Origin of the sequence: Pseudoselenomonas ruminis, assembly GCF_008271295.1 — a bacterium.
GTDB classification, from domain to species: Bacteria; Bacillota; Negativicutes; order Selenomonadales; family Selenomonadaceae; genus Selenomonas_A; species Selenomonas_A ruminis.
In genome coordinates, this window is sequence record NZ_VTOY01000005.1 from 1 (window position 1) to 19,261 (window position 19,261).

General features: G+C 51.2%; 17 protein-coding genes. 6 read left to right on the plus strand and 11 right to left on the minus strand.

Features of this window, described 5'->3' with window-relative positions:
- Window positions 1-26: 26 nt before the first annotated feature.
- Complete coding sequence (locus FZ040_RS07640) at window positions 27-860, minus strand: undecaprenyl-diphosphate phosphatase (protein ID WP_149171554.1); 834 nt, start codon at window positions 858-860, stop codon at window positions 27-29.
- A 235-nt stretch (window positions 861-1,095) separates the two neighbouring features.
- Here FZ040_RS07640 and trxA point away from each other — a divergent pair, with 235 nt between their 5' ends.
- Window positions 1,096-1,404, plus strand: coding sequence for a thioredoxin (gene trxA / locus FZ040_RS07645; RefSeq protein ID WP_149171443.1), 309 nt, complete (start codon window positions 1,096-1,098; stop codon window positions 1,402-1,404).
- A 100-nt stretch (window positions 1,405-1,504) separates the two neighbouring features.
- On the opposite strand, the gene FZ040_RS07650 is transcribed toward trxA, so the two are convergent.
- From FZ040_RS07650 to ispE, 9 genes are all read right to left on the minus strand, one after another.
- The gene (locus FZ040_RS07650; RefSeq protein WP_149171444.1) at window positions 1,505-1,879 is read right to left on the minus strand and encodes a DUF2691 family protein; all 375 of its coding nucleotides are present in this window, start codon (window positions 1,877-1,879) and stop codon (window positions 1,505-1,507) included.
- A 247-nt stretch (window positions 1,880-2,126) separates the two neighbouring features.
- Window positions 2,127-2,921, minus strand: a complete 795-nt coding sequence (locus tag FZ040_RS07655) for a TPM domain-containing protein (RefSeq protein ID WP_149171445.1) — start codon at window positions 2,919-2,921, stop codon at window positions 2,127-2,129.
- Window positions 2,922-2,933: 12 nt separating this feature from the next.
- Window positions 2,934-4,037, minus strand: coding sequence for a TFIIB-type zinc ribbon-containing protein (locus FZ040_RS07660; protein ID WP_149171446.1), 1,104 nt, complete (start codon window positions 4,035-4,037; stop codon window positions 2,934-2,936).
- Window positions 4,038-4,057: 20 nt separating this feature from the next.
- Window positions 4,058-5,350: an SPFH domain-containing protein gene (locus FZ040_RS07665; RefSeq protein WP_149171447.1), complete on the minus strand. Its 1,293-nt coding sequence runs from the start codon at window positions 5,348-5,350 to the stop codon at window positions 4,058-4,060.
- Between the two features lie 139 nt (window positions 5,351-5,489).
- Window positions 5,490-6,170 carry a Crp/Fnr family transcriptional regulator gene (locus tag FZ040_RS07670; protein ID WP_255448801.1) on the minus strand — a complete coding sequence of 227 codons (681 nt, stop codon included), beginning with the start codon at window positions 6,168-6,170 and terminating at the stop codon, window positions 5,490-5,492.
- Between the two features lie 127 nt (window positions 6,171-6,297).
- Window positions 6,298-7,245: a ribose-phosphate diphosphokinase gene (locus FZ040_RS07675; protein ID WP_074513560.1), complete on the minus strand. Its 948-nt coding sequence runs from the start codon at window positions 7,243-7,245 to the stop codon at window positions 6,298-6,300.
- Window positions 7,246-7,389: 144 nt separating this feature from the next.
- Window positions 7,390-8,757, minus strand: coding sequence for a bifunctional UDP-N-acetylglucosamine diphosphorylase/glucosamine-1-phosphate N-acetyltransferase GlmU (gene glmU / locus FZ040_RS07680; RefSeq protein WP_149171448.1), 1,368 nt, complete (start codon window positions 8,755-8,757; stop codon window positions 7,390-7,392).
- A gap of 29 nt (window positions 8,758-8,786) precedes the next feature.
- Entirely contained in the window at window positions 8,787-9,512 is a 726-nt protein-coding gene (locus FZ040_RS07685) for a GntR family transcriptional regulator (protein WP_149171449.1), read from the minus strand.
- A 32-nt stretch (window positions 9,513-9,544) separates the two neighbouring features.
- Window positions 9,545-10,411 carry a 4-(cytidine 5'-diphospho)-2-C-methyl-D-erythritol kinase gene (ispE, locus tag FZ040_RS07690; protein WP_187620286.1) on the minus strand — a complete coding sequence of 289 codons (867 nt, stop codon included), beginning with the start codon at window positions 10,409-10,411 and terminating at the stop codon, window positions 9,545-9,547.
- A 145-nt stretch (window positions 10,412-10,556) separates the two neighbouring features.
- Between ispE and FZ040_RS07695 the strand changes: the two genes are divergently transcribed.
- The 5 genes from FZ040_RS07695 (at window position 10,557) to FZ040_RS07715 (ending at window position 17,513) form a co-directional block, all read left to right on the plus strand.
- Window positions 10,557-11,777 carry an HAD-IC family P-type ATPase gene (locus tag FZ040_RS07695; RefSeq protein ID WP_149171451.1) on the plus strand — a complete coding sequence of 407 codons (1,221 nt, stop codon included), beginning with the start codon at window positions 10,557-10,559 and terminating at the stop codon, window positions 11,775-11,777.
- Window positions 11,778-11,905: 128 nt separating this feature from the next.
- Window positions 11,906-13,273: a cytochrome ubiquinol oxidase subunit I gene (locus FZ040_RS07700; RefSeq protein WP_149171452.1), complete on the plus strand. Its 1,368-nt coding sequence runs from the start codon at window positions 11,906-11,908 to the stop codon at window positions 13,271-13,273.
- On the plus strand, window positions 13,273-14,286 hold the full coding sequence (gene cydB / locus FZ040_RS07705; RefSeq protein WP_149171453.1) for a cytochrome d ubiquinol oxidase subunit II: 1,014 nt from the start codon (window positions 13,273-13,275) through the stop codon (window positions 14,284-14,286). The genes FZ040_RS07700 and cydB overlap by 1 nt, the downstream gene beginning before the upstream one ends.
- Window positions 14,287-14,310: 24 nt before the next feature.
- Window positions 14,311-15,942: a thiol reductant ABC exporter subunit CydD gene (gene cydD / locus FZ040_RS07710; protein ID WP_149171454.1), complete on the plus strand. Its 1,632-nt coding sequence runs from the start codon at window positions 14,311-14,313 to the stop codon at window positions 15,940-15,942.
- A complete protein-coding gene (locus FZ040_RS07715; RefSeq protein ID WP_149171455.1) occupies window positions 15,939-17,513 on the plus strand; it encodes an amino acid ABC transporter ATP-binding/permease protein in 1,575 nt (524 codons plus the stop codon). The genes cydD and FZ040_RS07715 overlap by 4 nt, the downstream gene beginning before the upstream one ends.
- Here the strand turns inward: FZ040_RS07715 and FZ040_RS07720 are convergent, their stop codons facing one another.
- Entirely contained in the window at window positions 17,514-19,220 is a 1,707-nt protein-coding gene (locus FZ040_RS07720; protein WP_255448802.1) for a phosphoethanolamine transferase family protein, read from the minus strand.
- Between the last annotated feature and the right edge of the window lie 41 nt (window positions 19,221-19,261).

Sequence of the window (19,261 nt, forward strand, 5' to 3'; positions counted from 1 at the left end):
CAGGCTCAAAGCGGGATTCTACTCTATCAATTATTCGCTGTCGGGTCGCCAATCATAAACAGATACGCGATAACCACGATACCGAGAACGATGCGGTACCAGCCGAAAGCTTTAAAATCATTTGTCTTGATATATCCCATCAGGAATTTGATAGACAAAATCGAGACAACAAACGCCGTAATCATACCTACCAGCAGAATGACGAGTTCCGAACCACTGAAATTCAAACCAAACTTCACGATTTTCAGCAGGCTCGCTCCAAACATAACGGGGATGGCCAGGAAGAACGTAAACTCTGCGGCCACATAACGGCTCGTGCCGAAGATAATACCACCGAGAATCGTAGAGCCGGAACGGCTGGTTCCCGGAATCAGCGACAATACCTGAAACATACCAATGATAAAGGCTGTCTTATAGTCCAGACGAGCCAAATCGCTGATGCGCGGGCGGCGATGCTTGTTGTAATTCTCCACCAGAATAAACATGATACCATAGAAGATAAGCGTTGCCGCTACCACCGGCGCCGTCATAAAGTGCTTTTCCATGTAGTCATTAAACAAGAGACCGATAACCGCCGCCGGAACACAGGCCAGAATAACCTTCTTCCAAAGGCTGAACGTATCCTTCTTCTCTTGTCTCGTCTTCCACGCGGACCAGGGATTGAGCTTCTCAAAATTAAGTGCTACAACTGCCAGAATGGCTCCCAGCTGGATGACCACCAGGAACATATCCATAAACGCCTGACTAACATCCAGCTTGATAAACTCATCCACGAGAATCATATGGCCCGTACTAGAAACCGGCAGCCATTCCGTCAGGCCCTCAACCACACCGAGAATGATGGTCTTTAACAAATCCATTATGCTCAAATCCACTGTAACGCTTCCTCCTAAACATATCCTGTTGCAAAATTTCAAAGCAAGTCCCATTATAGCACAGCCCAAGCGCCTTGTGCATGACTTTCTGCTGAAATCTCTATACTTTTATCCTCTGTACTCCATTTGTGTGAGCGAATCACGGAATCCCCCTTATGCACCTGCTATAATCAAGCTATCCAAATCAGTAATACATTTCCAATATATAAGGAGGGCTATCATGAGTGCCATTACCATCACCAAAGACAATTTCCAGACCGAAGTGCTTAGTGCCAAGGGAACCGTCCTGATTGACTTTTGGGCCAGCTGGTGCGGCCCCTGCCGTATGCTGTCCCCCATTGTCGACCAAGTCGCCGACGAACACCCCGACATCAAAGTCGGCAAGATAAACGTAGACGAAGAACAGGAACTGGCAGCCCAGTTTGACGTCATGAGCATCCCCATGCTCGTAGTTTTCAAGGACGGACAGAAAGTAAACGAATCCGTCGGCCTGATTCCCAAAGAAAAAGTTACTGAATTGATTCAGTAAAAAATTGCATGCCCAAAGCGGCTCCTGCACATTTCCGCATGTACAGGAGCCTTTTTTCGTATGCAATCATTTACGATCTGACAAAAGATACAGCTTTTCACTATTTTGCTTCTTCTCCATACCTCTTTACATAATTCGATATTACATCATTATTTTTAAATTTATCCCAAATAGCATTTTCATATATCCATATTTCAACATAAAATGAATCTGAAATTCTCACATGCATATCTTCGCTTCCGTCATCCCCCAATGCATGCATATCCAAGCTTATTACGTAGCATACCTCATTGATAGTATTAAAAAGCGTAGCATTTTCATAAGCGTTATTATCTAACAATTCAGGGAAATCATCTTTCTCTTTTGTCAGTATTTCACTGGAGTTAATTATCCAACGCAAATTATTATCTTCTCTTATTCCTTTTAATATATCATACAAATACAACCCCCATTCATTTGGTATTTCCAATTCCATATATATACTCATTCATCTTCACCCACCTATATAATACAATGTAAATTATTTTGTATATCAACTGGTTGATTACACTATTTCAGGAACAGCACTGAGAGTCCTCCCGTTTTACTGATATAAACTTCAGGCACTTCATCTATTCTTTTTCATAATTCGACAAAATCATTGTAAAGTCCTCATGAATTGAGTTCTCTACCCATAAAAATGCGCATTACCAACAACTATTTACTGTGGTAATGCGTATTATTTAGAACTTTCCTCCGCCTCCGCCGCAACTGCTGCTGCCAGAGGAGGAGCTGTCCCGTTTTTTGGCTTTTTTAACCCGGGTCACATTCATGTAAAGGAATGTATCCTTACTTTCATCCAGTTGAATGCTGTCGCGCTGCAGGTAATCATCGGCAGATACTGCCGGCTGCACATTGTTTAGCTGGCCCATAAGGATGCTCCACGCCAGAGCGGCGATAAGCCCCGCCAAACAAATGGCGATAACTAGGGAAAGCAGACTAAACTCCACGATGGGGTCGTAAGGCTCTCCCTCGGTCTCATAGTAAGTGAGCATCATATCGGCCGTATTTACATACGCCATAAAAGCATCGGCATAATTTCCATCTTTCAAATCTGGCAGGAATTGGTCACTCAGATAGGGGAAGCCTTCCTCATCGGTAATTATCTTACGCATGTGACTGTCCGTCGATACATACCGGTCGCGTGATGACATTACCAAAAGCAGTACCATCCCCCCATGCGTCCCGTTCGCATAATCCCGAAGCACAATTTCATCGGCGGCCGCTTTGGGTTCTTTCCCCTTAAGGGATTTCATCGTCACTATGCCAATGCGGACACCGTGTTCCTGCTCCACTTCCTGGATTCTGGCAAGCAAAGTTTTTTTCTGCTGATCTGTAAGCAGGCCAGCAGAATCTACCACGCTGGGTACGGCATCAGTCTGAGGTACATTGGCAAAACCCGCTGCCGGAAAGACGGTCCATCCTATGACCACTACCAGGAGTACAAGCAGCCAAACCAGTAATTTTTTCCGAATCATTTTGCCCCCTCCTTACACCACGATATATTTCGCGAGATAGTAGAGAACGGGCAAGGTAAGCAGAAATACCACCGCCGGATACAAAATCTCTTTCGTTCCGTCAGCGGGCAGACTGCCAACCATCTTGCCAGTCTGCCCATTCATCATAAAGGTATAGGGCTGGTCCTTATAACGGGTTGTCAGTATCCACACTGGTACCATGCCATAGGAGACTCCGCTTTTTTCCTTAATGATGGCCGAATCCTCAAGATTTACCGAATCATAACCCCGGACGCTGTCCTCCAGAACACCCAGGACACTGTGTTCTACGCGTTTATCCGCCCGCGGTGCCGAAGTTTCGGCATCCTCATCGTAACGGTCGGCCAAATAGCCGGTCAAATACGCCGTACTGAACGGAACGAGCTCCTGATAGTCAAAGGGTTCGATACTTTCCATATAGTCGTTATCCATCTTTTGGCTTCCATCCACAGGGATATGATTAAACGCCATGCGCCCACCGCGCTCACAGGCAAAATGCGATGTTTCCGTGACGGTTTCATCCCCGTCATCATAGACGACCGACTTGGTGGCCCGGAAATTGGCATGGGCTGAAACCGAAGAATCAAAGAGCCAGAACGGCACATACATCGGTTGAATGGACTCCACGCGATTGTTGGCCGTAAATGCCGATGGCAGCAGGATTTTCCCCTTATAAAAATCTTTCAGCGCCGCCACAGCATCTTCCTTTGTCTTTTTGAACGGAATGATGTAGTCCGGCTTTAGCATGCCTGCAAAATTTTTCGGTATCATTGTGGGATTGCCACAATAACAACATTCTGTAGCCATAGTATTATTATCGGTAACGACTTCCGCCCCGCACGAAGAACAAGTACAAACGTGCAACGCCGCCGCTTCATCTGCCGCCCATTCCGAACCGGCCTGTTCCGTCGCCCATTTCGCCTGCTGGGCGGCCGCTTCCTTGGCGGCCCGCTCTTCCTGACGCTTAAACAGTTCCTCGATGGTCTTTACGTCAAATTCATTGCCGCAATACTCACAGGTCACTTTCGCATGACCAGGACGAAAGGTAAGCGGGGCACTGCAATTGGGGCATTTATAACTTACCGAGCTCTCTGCCATTGACGTTCCCCCCTCTCACATTACGGGCGTGGTTTCCCACAGTTCGAGCAGAACTTGCCATCATTTACGGCACCACAGGCACAAGTCCATGGTCCAACCGGCCTTGGCGCACCGCACTCCGAACAGAATTTGCCCGTATTACCCTTATGGCCGCAGCTGCAATCCCAGGCACCAACTGCCTCAGGCTTCTGCTTGCCACATTCTGAACAAAACTTGCCGTCATTTACCGCGCCGCAGGCACAAGTCCAATTGCCCGCAGCTGGCGGCTGACCAGCTGGAGCAGCAGCTGGTACTGCCTGGGCGTTTCCCATAGCATACAAATTGCCTGCATTCATGCCGCCTGCCTGACCGGCCATATTCATCCCCATAAAGCCTAACGCAGCGCCCATGCCGCCCTCATTGGCTGCGGCAGCCTGCATTGCCTCTGCCTGTGCCCCCACCAGATGTGCGGCTGCCATATTGGGATTCCGGAAGGCAGCATTGCGCTGAATCTCCTTGATGAACTGCTGGTCCTCTTCGCTGGCACTGACGTTGCTGACACCAAACGATATCACATCAATGCCGCGAAGTTCTCCCCACTTCGCACTCAATACATCATTTAAGGCATCCGCAATTTCCTGGGTATGTCCCGGCAGCGCACTATAACGGATTCCCATAGCAGAAATCTTGGCAAAAGCCGGCTGCAAAGCAGTCATTAGCTCCGTCTTCAACTGGCCATCGATTTCACTGCGGTCATAGCGTTCCTCGATGTTGCCACAGACATTCGTGTAGAAGAGAATCGGATTCGTGAGCCGGTAGCTGTATTCCCCAAAGCACCGGATGGAGATATCCACATCCAGACCAATATTCTGGTCGACCACCCGGAAGGGAATCGGACTCGGCGTTCCGTACTTATTGCCCATGATTTCCTTGGTGTTGATATAGTATACCCGCTGGTCCTTGCCCGTATCGCCGCCATAGGTAAAACGCTTTCCTATCCGCTCAAACACCGCTTTGATGTCCTCACGCAGATTGCCGCCAAAGATTGACGGTTCCGTTGACTTGTCATAAATGTATTCGCCTGGCTCGGCGCAGATATCCACCACTTTGCCCTGCTCGACGATTAGCATGCACTGCCCTTCGTTGACGGCAATAGCCGAGCCATTAGAAATGATATTGTCCTCACCACTGGTATTCGAACTGCGAGCACTGGTGCGCTTCTGTCCTTTGACCGCTAACGTATCAGCAGTCAAACTGTCACAATAGAAAAATTCCTTCCACTGGTCAGCCAAAACGCCGCCCACTGCACCGGCTGCTGCTTTTATGAGTCCCATAAGCTCCTCCCCCTTCTGCTGCTATCCTGATACCATGTATTTTGTTTGCTATTTTAAGTCTCGTTGCCATAATACGCCTTTTGCATAAAAAAACGCTGAGAAACCATACTACCATTGTTTCTCAACGTTAATTTCGTTATCAGCCGGCTAATTCCTTCAAAGCCTCATAATTTGTCAGGGAAATACAGCCCCGCGATGTCTTGACCCAGCCTTCCTGGCTGAAGTATTTCACCAAACGGCTGACCACTTCCCGGGCGGTTCCCATAAAACGGGCTATTTCCTCATGGGTCAAATGAATTTCCAAACTGTTCTTTTTGCTGCTTTCCTCCAATAGGAAAATCGCGAGCCGCCGATCCGCCGACAGGAACAACACCTGCTGCATCTTCCAAAGCATCTCCGACAACCGGTTCGAAGCCATCTCGTAGCCATAGCAGCGCACATAGATATTGTCATCCGCCAGCTTGCGAAAGGCTGCCGAGTCCGTCAGCAGCACTTCCGTATCCTCCGCCGCATCGATGTAGACGTCAAACGTCACGGCATCAAATACACAAGATGCCGACAGTATTCCCACATCATCGGGGAACAGGCGGTAGAGGGTCACTTCACGTCCGTCTTCAGACATAGTGTAGACACGCAGCTGACCATGTTTTACCAGCAGCACGCCAATGCAGTCCAATGGTCCCTGATGGACCTGGGTTCCCTTTTTATAGCGGACAATACGGCTATGCGTATTGATAAGTTCCTTTTCCTGCGCAGTCAGATGAGGCCAAAAACTAAAGTGTTCGATAAAAAGGTCCGTAACCGTTTGCGCTTTATCCAAATCAATTCCTCCTCTTCGATAATCCGTACCATTATTATACCTCACCCAAATCCGCTTTTCTGTAACTTATGCACAAAAGCAGCCTGCTCCCAAAGGAACAGACTGCTTGTATTGTCAATCCAGCGAATTAACGGAACAGCTGGCTGACCGAACGATGGCTCTGGATGCGCATGATGACATCGCCGAGAGCATCGGCCAGGGACAGCGAAACGATTTTTTCGGATTTTTTCTCCGGCGGTACCGGAATCGTGTTGGTGATAACGAGCTTCTCAATCGGAGACTCATTGATACGGGAAACTGCCGGATCACTGAGGATTGCATGGGAGCACGAAGCGAAAATGCGTTTTGCACCGCGTTTCTCGAGTGCTTTAGCCCCCTCGCAAAGGGAACCAGCCGTATCAACGATATCGTCGATGATGATAGCCGTCTTGCCCTCGACATCGCCGATAAGGTTCATGACCTCAGCGCAGCCCGGTTTCGGACGGCGTTTCTCGATGATGGCAATCGGCGCATGGAGATGGTCAGCCAGGATGCGGGCACGCGTAACACCACCGAGGTCCGGGGATACAACGACAACATCCTCAAGTTTCTGCTCACGGAAGTAGTTGGCAATAACCGGAGCAGCAGCCAGATGGTCAACCGGGATATCAAAGAAGCCCTGAATCTGACCAGCATGGAGGTCAACCGTAACGACGCGGGTAACACCTGCCGTAACCATGAGATTAGCGACGAGTTTAGCCGAAATCGGCTCACGGCCGCGAGTCTTACGATCCTGACGTGCATAAGCATAATACGGTACTACCGCCGTAACGCTGTGTGCGGAAGCACGTTTGCAGGCATCTGCCATAATCAGAAGTTCCATCAGGTTGTCGTTGACCGGATAAGAAGTCGGCTGAATGATGAAGATGTCCTTGCCACGAATGCTTTCGCTAATCATGACCTGCGTCTCACCGTTGTTGAAATGACCGACATATGCATCGCAGAGATTGACGCCGATGTGATCAGCGATTTCTTTTGCCAGTTCCGGATTTGCGTTACCGGTAAGGATGCATAAGTTTCCAGTGTCTAAAGCCATTTTGTAAAAATCCTCCAAATCATTTTACTAGTAGTTTCTTCTCCTGAGTGAGCAAAGTCACCCTTTATACAACAGTATAGCACTGTTTGTACCAAAATAACATAAAGCTTTTACTTTGTTTTTAAAAATTTATTAAAAATTCGCTTAGCTGTTGCGCTTGTCTTTCCAGCCCTCGATATTCGTCTGGCGTGCACGGGCGATAGCCAACGTGTTACTAGGAACCTTCTTGGTAATGGTGGAGCCTGCCCCTACATAGGCACCATCTTCAACCTCAACCGGTGCAACGAGATTCGAGTTACAGCCAATGAAAGCATCGTTGCCGATTTTCGTGCGGAATTTCGTTTTGCCGTCATAGTTGACCGTAATTGTACCGCAGCCCATGTTGCAGCCCGAGCCCATGTCCGTATCGCCGATATAGGAAAGATGCGGCAGCTTGGAACCTTTGCCAACCGTAGAATTCTTGACCTCAACGAAGTTGCCGATTTTGACGCCTTCTGCCAGATGGGTATCCGGACGGATATGCGTGAACTGGCCAAGAATGACACCATCTTCCAATTCGCAGTCATGGGCATAGGTAAACTGGCCCGTCACATGGTTGCCTGCTTTGACATTCTGGAAACGGATGCTCGGTCCGATTTCACATTCTTCTCCGATTACCGTATTGCCCTCGAGCCAGGTCATCGGGTAGATGACCGTATCGCGGCCAACTTTGACATCAGCATCGACATAAGTCGTATCCGGGTCCATCAGCGTTACGCCCTCAGCCATGAGCTCTTCGTTCTTGCGGCGGCGCAGGATTTTTTCTGCACCAGCCAGCTGCTGGCGGGAGTTGATGCCGAGCGTCGACTCGTAATCATCGGCAGCCACTGCCCAGATCTTCTCGCCCTGTTTCTGCAGGATTTCCAGCACATCCGGCAGATAGTACTCGCCCTGTGCATTGTCGTTCGTGACTTTCTTCAGGGACTCAAACAGTGCCTTAGCATCAAAGCAATAGATACCCGAGTTTACTTCCTTGACCTGACGCTCTTCTTCCGTAGCATCCTTATGCTCGACGATTTTCTGCACCGAACCGTCCGCCATGCGGATAATGCGGCCATACCCCGTAGCATCCGGCATGATAGCCGTCAATACCGTTGCTTTGGCCTTGGCTTCAATATGCGCATCAAAGAGTTTCTTTAACAAGTCACCAGTCAGAAGCGGCGTATCTCCGCAGAGAACCATGACCGTTCCCGTCTCATCTTTCAAAAGCTCTGCCGTCTGCATAACGGCATGTCCCGTACCGAGCTGCTCTTTCTGCTCGGCGAACTCAGCCTGGTCACCGATAGCCTCGCGGACCATCTCGCCGCCGAAGCCCGTTACCACGATGTTGCGCTTAGCACCGGCAGCTTTTGCCGCATCGATGACATGCTGTACCATGGACTTACCGGCAGCCTTGTGCAGGACTTTCGGCAATTTAGATTTCATGCGGGTGCCCTTACCGGCAGCCAGGATAACTGTTACTAAATCAGACATGTTGAAAATACTCCTTTATGCTTTGAGGTTTATGCCTCAGCTTTTTTCTTTTTCGATTTGGCCTTGGACTCGTTCTTTTTCTTCATCGCATCCATAGCCTGAAGCAGGGTCTTTTCGGAATTTTCCATATGACGCTCGGCCGCCTTGCTGGCAGCTTTACGGTCGCCCTGGGCGATAGCTTCAACAATCAGGCGATGCTCCTCAAGGGTTGCTTCCAACCGGCCCGGATAAGACATTGAGAGCGTGCGGAAACGAGTCAGCTGGTCGCGAAGGTTCGAGATAATCCCGACCAAACGGTTATTGCGGGCCGCATGGTACATGGTGTCATGGAACTCAATATCCGTCTCGACAATCTTTTCCATGTTTCCTTCTTTGATATAACCACCAATCATGACGAGCAGGCGCTGCAAATGCTCCAGCTCCTCGTCCGTGATATGATCGGCCGCCAACCCGTTTGAAAGGGATTCCAAGGCGGTACGAATCTCAAAGATTTCATTGATGTCACGGATAGACATGTTAGCCACATAAGTACCGCGGCGCGGCATCATGACTACATAGCCCTCCAATTCCAGCTTGCGGATGGCCTCACGCACCGGCGTACGGCTTACCCCTAATTCCTCGGCAAGCTGTATCTCCATAATGCGCTCACCGGGTTTCAAAATCCCCGTGCGAATTGCCTCACGCAGGGATTCACATACAACCTCACGCAGCGGCTGATAGCTGTCAAGCTTAATGGGAGCTAATCTGTTGTCCATTTACGATTCCCTCAATTCTGGTTTTGATACTGTTAGGATTTTTTTGTCATACCCACCGTACGCGTCACAAACACATTGGCGTCGGTGTTTTCCCGCAGGAATGCGGCTATTTTCTCAGCGGATGCTTTGCTTTCTGCCAAGCCGAAGACAGTCGGACCACTGCCGGACATCATGCTGGCCAGCGCCCCCTGCTCCATCATCATCTGCTTGTATTCAGAAATTACATCATACTTATTAATAGTAACACTTTCGAGCACATTGCACAACAATCCAGCTACGGCTTTTCGGTCGCCGCGGGCAATTTCCTGCTGGATCCGCTCGTTATCCGGATGCTTTTCCGCACCGTGCTCATCGTAATTCGTATATGCCCATGCGGTCGAAACCGAAATGCGCGGTTTGGCCAGAACCACCCAGGTAGCCGGCATATCCGGCAGGCGCTTGAGGACTTCCCCACGCCCCGTGGACAGCATCGTGCCGCCCATCAGGCAAAACGGAATATCCGAACCGAGACGAGCCCCCAACTCACAAAGTGTTTCATCGGAAAGATTCAACGCGTAGAGTTCATTCATGCCGCGCAATACCGCCGCTGCGTCCGTGCTGCCACCGGCCAGGCCAGCAGCCACCGGAATCCGCTTTACGAGCTTCATCGCAACACCGCCCTGCAGGCCGTATTCGTCCTTTATGAGTTTAGCTGCCCGCCAGGCCAGATTTTTCTCGTCCGCCCGCAGCCAGGGAACATTGATAGACAACGTGATGTCGCCATCCGTCTTTTCCATCTCAATCGTGTCATGGAGGGAAATTGCCTGCATGACCATGGCTACCTCATGATAACCATCCGGCCGCGTACCGAGGATATCAAGGGTCAGGTTTATCTTCGCATTTCCATCAACCGTAATCACCATCGACACATCCTTTCGCAATCATTATCTATAATAGGATAGCAATATTTGACCACGGGTTCAAGTGTTTCCATGGATTCTGTTGCACATTTCCACGTTTTGCAGGATAATAGGATTAGAATACTGCGAAATCGAGGTAAATCGCATGAAAAAACAAACATCAATCGGTTATTTTACCGTTCTTGCCGTTTTGTTGGCTATTGCCATGAGTGCCTACTGGTTATCCGCTGGTGAATCAAAAGAAACTGCCAGCAATATCTTTCTTGCCATCGTGATTGCCGGACTGCCGCTCCCCCTTTGGCTGGCCCAATCACTGCCCCTTGCCCGCGGCGCTGCCAAGGCCAGTAAAGCAAACATCAGACTTGAATCGCCCGAGGTGCTGGCTACACTGGATAAAATCAATGCCCTGGCCGTATCCAAGGGAGGCATTGTCACCGAAGGCAAACCATACGTTGCCGGTCTTGTTCCTGCCGGCTTGAGCCAGGGAACACTGTTAGGGCTGGCCGCCTCCGCCGAGCGCGAAGCCAAACATCCCTTTGGACAGGCTATCTATCAGGCGGCTATTGCCCGGCAGGCCCGCATGCAGCCGCTATCCGCATCCAATGAAATCCCGGGCTGCGGCATGGAAGCACTAATCAACCGCATGCCTGTCCGCGTCGGCAAGGCCGAGTGGCTGCTCGAAGAGGGCGTTGACATCACCGCTGACCTTCTGACCCGTGCCGACCAGATTGCGCAGCGTGGCCAATCCACAGTATTTGTTGCCAACGGAAAGTACTGCCGTGGCATCATTGTTTTGGATGACAATATCCCGAAGGAAACGACGGACGCCTTCACCCAATTGCAGCAGCAGGGTATCCAGATCGTCATGTTGTCCGGTGACAGCCGGCGGACGGCCAATGCCATCAGTAAACAGGCCGGCATCGATACGGCCCGTTCCGAACTCACAGACCAGGGCAAAGCCCGCGAAATAAAACTGCTGCAAACCCACGGCTGCACCGTAGCAATGATTGGCAACGGTGTCCGCGATGAAGCAGCTATGGCCGAGGCCGACCTGCGCATCCATTTAGGACCGCTGCCGGAAAAAACCGGTGATGCCGCCCACGACATCGACCTGCCCGAAAACAGTTCAATCGTTTTGGAAAACAACAACCTCAGCGATTTCCTCCACTTGTCAAAGCTCAGTCACAAGGTCATGGATATCGTCCAGCAAAACCGTATTGTGGCTCTGCTCTTCTGGCTGCTCCTGCTGCCACCGGCAATGGGACTTGTCAAAACTTTTGGCGGTCCATTTCTGCCGCCAGCTGCCGCCTTGACCGGTCAACTTTGCGCTTCGCTGATGATTCTCTTTAATTCTTTGCGCGCCTGACTCATAGACCTTCCTTTTTCGGGAAGGTCTATTTTATTTTATTGCAGTTCTTAATATTCTGACATATAATAAAAGAAATCGAAGTCATTTCTTTTCATTTTTAATCCCGGCAAAGGAGGGAAGAATTCATGGATGCTTTGCTCTTATCCCGATGGCAATTTGCCATCACAACCACGTATCATTTTCTTTTCGTCCCCATAACCCTTGGCCTTTCGATTTTCGTAGCACTGCTCGAAACCTGCTTCGTCATGACGAAACGGCCGCATTGGAAAGCTGCCAGCAAACGCTTAGTGCGCTTCTTTGGCACCATCTTCCTCATTAACTTCGCCCTGGGCGTGGTCACCGGTATCGTGCAGGAATTTCACTTCGGCATGAACTGGTCCGAATACTCTCGGTTCATGGGAGATATCTTTGGGGCACCACTTGCCCTCGAAGCCCTTACCGCCTTTTTCCTGGAATCCACCTTCCTGGGCATCTGGGTATTCGGCTGGAATAAGCTGTCCGAGAAACTGCACTGTGCCTGCATCTGGATTGTAGCGATTGGCAGCAACCTTTCCGCCTTCTGGATTCTCGTTGCCAACAGCTTCATGCAGCATCCGGCTGGCTTTGCCATTGAAAACGGCCGCGCCGTCATGACGGATTTTCTGGCCCTGGTCACCAATCCCTACGTCTGCGGAGAATATTCGCATGCACTCTTTGCAGGCATCAGCACCGGCGGTTTTGTCGTGCTGGCAATATCCGCCTGGAAACTGCTTCACGATGAAGCTTCCCGTTATGCCTTCACCCAGTCGCTAAAAGGCGGTGCCATCTTCATGGCGATCGGCCTGCTGGGCGTCATGGGCAGCGGCCACATGCACACGCAATATCTTGCCACCGCCAATCCCATGAAACTTTCCTCCATCGAAGCGCTTTGGGAAACGGCTGACCCGGCCCCCTTTGCCATCGCGGCCGATGTCAACATGGAAAAATCCCGCAACGATGCAGAAATCGCTGTTCCCGGCGTTTTTTCCTTTATGCTCTACAATAAGCCCAGCGGAGAAGTCCGCGGCATCAATGCGATTCAAAAAGAATATCAGACAAAATACGGCCCTGGTGACTATCGTCCGGATGTTCCAGCCTTATTCTGGAGTTTCCGCATCATGGTCGGTGCTGGCGGCTTTATGCTATTGCTGGCCCTGGGAACGGCATTGCTTTCTTGGAAAGGACGTATCCTGTCCTTCCCGCTGCTGCTAAAAATTCTTCCATTCCTGCTGCCGCTGCCATTTTTGGCTAACTCTACCGGCTGGTTCATCACCGAAGCCGGCCGGCAGCCATGGATTGTCGTCGGACTTCAGCGCACGGCCGAAGCCATCTCGCCAAATCTCACGGCTTGTTCGGTATGGCTGACGCTCATTGGCTTTACGGTCCTTTATTTGCTGCTCATTCTGGCAGCACTTTACATCGCGTTCCGCCATATCAAAAATACCACGATTCCCGACGAAGGGAGGGATTTATAATGGAGCTCAATGTTATCTGGTTCATACTGATTGCCGTACTCTTTACCGGCTTCTTCTTCCTGGAGGGATTCGATTACGGCGTGGGGACGCTGTTGCCCTTCATAAGTCCCAATGATGACGAACGCACGCAAGTGCTGCGCACTATCGCTCCCGTATGGGATGGCAATGAAGTCTGGATGATTACTGCCGGTGGTGCTCTTTTTGCCGCCTTCCCTCATGTCTATGCCACGATGTTTTCCACCTTTTATCTAGCACTTTTCCTGATGCTCGTCGCCCTCATCCTGCGCGGAGTTGCCTTCGAGCTGCGCGGGCGCCATCCAAGCATCTGTTGGCGCCGCTTTTGGGACGGAGCTATTTGCTTTGGCAGTGCCGTTCCGGCATTTCTCTGGGGCGTTGCCGTCACGGACCTCATCCAAGGCCTGCCCATCAATGAGAAAATGATTTACACGGGCGGTTTTCTGGATCTTTTGACGCCATACAGCATCGTCGGCGGCCTCACCTTCCTGCTGGTATTCCTCGTCCATGGCGCGGCGTTCCTTACCCAGCGTCTGACCAATATCGGCCTTATCAAAAAAGCCCAGCAATGGGCTCAACGCGCGGGGGCCTTTGCCATTATCGCCTTTGTTTTCTGCCTGCTGATGACCCTGATAAAAACCGATTTATTCCAGAGTTGTATTGGTGGGACCGCCTTACTAGCCGCCGGAGTCTTCTTCATTCTTGGATACCGGCAAATGTTTCGCGCGCATTACCAAAGCAGCTTTATTCTAAGTTCCCTTACGATTGTCGCCACCACGCTGGCCTTCTTTGCCGGTCTCTTTCCGCGGCTCATGGTCTCGAGCCTCAATCCGGCCTGGAGCCTCACCATTCATAATGCCGCCTCCACTCCATACACCCTTGGTATCATGACAATGGCAGCTGCGGTTCTGGTGCCCATCGTACTGATTTACCAGGGCTGGACCTATTGGATTTTCCGCCAGCGGATTTCCCCCAAGGATTGCGAAGAGACCCATTAAATCCCGTATTACAGGTAATAAATTATGACTAGCCAACTATTTCAACAACTCATCTCTCTGCCCAGAAAATCCCTGGCGCTTTTGGCCGCCTATGAACTCAGCGGCAGCCTGCTCATTCTAGCCATTGCCAAGGATTTTGCCGGGCTTTTGAACCATTTCTGCCAGCAAGATTATAGCCACATAGCCGAAACGGCGCCAGTTCTGCTGGCGCTGTTTCTTATGCTTTGCCTGCGCGCCTGGTTGAGTTATCAGCAGCAGTTAAACCTAAAAAAACTATCCGCCCTACTGCGTGAAAAATACCGTCTGCTCATCCATCAGCAGCTCCCCAACCAACCAGCCTCTGTCCGCGATTATTCGCTGCTGGCTGTTGAAACGGTTGACGCGCTGGATAACCTTGTTACCAAATTCTTTCCCATACTGCTGGCTTTATGCCTGCGCATACCGCTGCTGCTCACGGCCATACTCCTCATCGACCCGATCACCGCTGCCCTGTTTGCCCTCACCCTGCCCATTGCCCCGTTTTTACTCTATCTCATCGGACAGGCAACAAAGAAAGCCAGCGAACGGGAATGGCACCACCTGGAAGCATTGACCAGCGGCTTTCACGAATTACTGCGCGGCATGGCCATGCTAAAACTGTTCGGCCAGGAAAACCGCCAGCGGGAACGACTCGCCGCCTTAAGCCATGCCTTTGCCACAGCCTCCTTGGCCGTTCTGCAGCTTGCCTTTGTCAGTTCCTTTGCCCTGGAATTAATCACCACCTTATCCATTGCCATCATTGCAGTCAGCACTGGCCTGCGGCTGCTCGCGGACAGCCTTGCCTTTTCCACTGCTTTTTTTCTCCTGCTGCTGGCCCCCAAATTCTACGACCCCCTGCGGCAGGGCGGCCTTGCCTTCCACACCATTATGGACGCGCATACCGCCTGGCAAAAATTACAGGACTTCCTGGGCGATGCCGGTCAGGATTCGCCCACGGGGCATAATCAGCAGCTCCAGATTCCTCCCGCTATAAATCTCGACACGTTAAGCTATAGCTATCCAGGTACCAGCACACCAGTCATCGAGCAGTTGACGCTGACCATTCCCGCTGACAAAATCACCTTACTCACAGGTTCCAGTGGTAGCGGAAAAACCACGCTGCTAAAACTCCTTGCCGGACTCTGCCAGCCGGATTCCGGCACAATAACCCTCAACAATCAGCCACTGGCTACCATGGCAGAATCCAGCCGGCAAAAACTCATTGCCTATGTTCCGCAGGATCCTTATCTCTTTTCCGCCAGTCTCCGCAACAACATAGCCCTCTTTCAGCCTGTCCCGGACGAACGCATCGCACAGGCACTGCGGCTTGCCTCACTGGAAACTTGGTATTTTTCCCTGCCCCACGGACTTGACACACACTTAGGCGCAGGCGGGCTTCCGCTTTCCGAAGGGCAGCGCAAACGCCTCGGCCTTGCACGGGCACTGCTCCAGAACCGTCCCATCACCCTGCTCGATGAGCCAACTGCAGGCATGGACGAAACACTCGAAGCAAACGTCCTGCGTGCCATTACCGCCTTTTCCCGTCATCGGACAATTATTCTGGTCTCCCATCGTCCGGCGGTCAAGGCCATTGCTGATACCATCGTAGAACTAGCGCCAGGAGGTGAGCCCGCATGATTGCCACTCAAATTTTTCTAAAAACGCTGCTAAAACTGCCACGGCCTGCTGTACTACTTTCTTCCCTTCTGGCTGCGCTGGCGGCCGCTGGCTCTGCGATTGGCCTTATGGGAGCTGCCGCCTGGCTTATCTCCTCTGCCGCCCTTCATCCGCCGCTTGCTGCTCTTACGCTTGCCATCACCGCCGTCCGCGCTTTTGGTATTGGCCGGGCCGTCTTCCGCTACTTGGAACGCTATTTATCCCATAAGCTGGCTTTCCACAGTTTTACCAAACTTCAATTATTTCTCTACGACCAGGCGGCAGCCGCCATCCCCCTACGCGAGGGCAGGACCGCCCAAGGACATTGGCTGCAGGCATTGACGTCGGGATGCAGCACTCTGCGGGATTTTTATGTGCGCGGCCTGCTGCCGCCTGTCATAAACCTGCTGCTGCTCATCGCCATCATCACAGGACTCTATCCAGTAGCAGGAAAAATTGCCCTGCTTCTTATCCCGCTCTTTCTCCTGCACCTTCTGCTTCCCTATTGGACATCATTGGAACCAATACAATCAGCTGGCACCTACCGGACCCTGCTGGACGATTCGATTAACGGACGCGACGAACTCTGTGCTGCTGGCAGCTGGCCTGCCTTCCTTCCACAGTTAGACCAGCAGGCAAACACCTTAAAAGAACAGCAGCAGCAGGAATCTGCCCGCAATTACCGCTGCGATTTGCTGCTCCAACTGCTTGATGCCCTCGTCTTTAGCCTGCTTTTGGCAAGCCTAGCCCAAAGCGTACTGATTGATTCTTCCCTGAACTTCATTGACCTCTCGGTCTGGCTGATGATACTGCTGGCAGAGCTTCAAGAATTGCAGCCGCTCACAGCGGCCGCCCGCAGCATTTACCAAAGCCGGCAGGCCGCACAATCGATTCTGGTACAACCTCGCCCCCAGTCCCCAACCAAAAACATTTCGCATTCTGACAGGTCAAATTCCCTGCTGACGGTCGAGCAGCTGACATTTGGCTATCATCCAAAGATTCCCATCCTTCACGGCCTTTCATTTCACATCATGCGCGGACAGCACACGGCCCTTGTCGGCGACAGCGGTTCCGGCAAGACAACACTGGCGGGGCTTATCTGCGGCTTTTGGCCCATCGATAGTGGCTCTATACAGTTGACCGGTCAAATTTCGGCCAATCTTCAAAACGCCTTTCTCTTTACGGGGACAATTCGCGACAACTTCCAGCGTCTTATCCCCGGAATATCCGACGCAGCCATTCTTCACTGCCTGCAAATTTCTCAGCTGTCCGGCTGGCTGGACGAGCAGCCCGCCGGACTTGACACCAGCCTTGCCGCCGACGCCCAAAACCTCTCTGGCGGCCAGCGCAGCCGTTTGCTCACAGCCCTTGCCTTGGCCAAGCCTGGCGAACTGCTGATTCTCGACGAACCAACAGCCGGACTCGACAAAAAAACAGCCTCCGCACTGCTCACCGGGCTCCTGTCCGAGCTCGACGAACAGCAGCGGACGCTGCTGTTGATTACCCATGATTCACCGGCTGCTTTCCAGATGAAACAGGTCATCCATCTTTAACTATTTCATTTCCGTATCATAATTCCTGCCGCGTACCATGCGCTTGCGGGCTGCATCGAATTTCGGATTTATCACACTTTTTTCCGGCCGATACTCTGGCGTCTTTATCCCGATGAGGTCCATAATCGTATGAATCATATCATCGGTCATGTAGGGCCGATTGACGGCCGCGCAAATGGCCTGCCATTTTTGCGGATGCTTTTCCCTGTATTTCGGCGATGCCCAGAATATTAGTGGAACTTCGAGCTGCTGATGATTCGGATTTTCTTCCACATGACCAGCGAAATTGCTGCCATTATCATAAATCGTCTCGCCGTGGTCCGGCAGATAGATGACAATGGCTTCCTTGTCCTGGAACTTCCCCAGCAGCGAACTTACCACAAAATCGTTATAAAACATGGCATTTTCATACTGGGCAATTTCCGTGCGCTTTTCTTCGGACAATTCATTTTGCGGTGCGGGGATGTCATCCTTCGTAAACTTCGTGAATATATAAGGGAAACGCATATAATAAAGACCGTGGCCGCCCATGAGATGGAGTACATAAAAATTCTTTCCGGCTGGCTGCTGCAAGGCCTCATCCACCAGCGGAAAGAGTTCCTCATCGAGCCGGCCGCCATCTTCATGCGACTCGCGCAGCTGGGTAAAACGCTTTACATCACTTCGGCCCGCAAAGAGCTGCGCCACGTTTCCCCAGATGCCCGAACTTTCCTGATTGGAAAGCCAGTACGTCTTATAGCCAGCAGCCTTCATGACATCGACGAGATTGTTGTATTGATACCATTCCTTATCGGATTCAACATCATGGAACGTAAAGAGTTCCCGCAGCACTGCCACCGTAGCGCCCTGCGGGCTGATGGTATCGCGAAATACTGCCAGCTCCCCTTTCCGGTTCAGCTCGTCGAAATTCGGCGTATTGTCAAGCGGATAACCGTAAAGATGCAGCCGATCGCGGTTGGTGGATTCACCGAGGATAAACACGACATATGGAACGTCGCTGTTGTTTTCCGTGATTTCCACATCGGCCGCCGCCTGCTGCTTGAGTTCCTCAAAGGCCTGGATATTCCGCACGGATGTGTCCACGGCCCGCCCCACACGAACCGCGGGAATATCCAGCGAATCATTGATTACAAAGGAATGGTACTGCTGCCAAAGGCAAATCCCCGCGCCAAGTCCAACGAGCAAAAAAGCCGGAAGCAGCCGGCTCCGGGTATGACGGGTCGTAAAGGTAATTCGCGGCTGATGGCCATAGCGGTAAACTGCTGCGAAAGCGACTGCCAATGACAGACCGCCGGCCAGCCCCTTCCCCCCAACATACATCCGCAAAAATTCGCCGGCCTCATGGAAATTCGTCTGTAAAAGTGCCGTAACAATTCCCGCACCGACAAGGGCTTGATAATTGTAGATAGAAAAACATTCCAAAGCGCCGAGGAGTACGGATACCACCAGCAGCGCACGAATGAGCCCCTGCCGCAGCCGCTGATAGGGAATCATGCCGATACCAATGACTAGCAGCATAACCCCAGCCAGCAAAAATATCGCGTCAATTGCCAATACCGTCAATTGCTGTGTCTTATACATATGGATATTCTGCCAGGCAATCGTAAAGAAATTCAAGCAAAAAAGCCCCAGTATCAATCCGGGACACAGCTCTACCGTCTGTTGCATCCTGGCCCATACTTTCAAGAAAAATGCCTTAAAACGCACCCAAAAGCCCCCTACCCTGTCGCGAAATTCATGATATAATA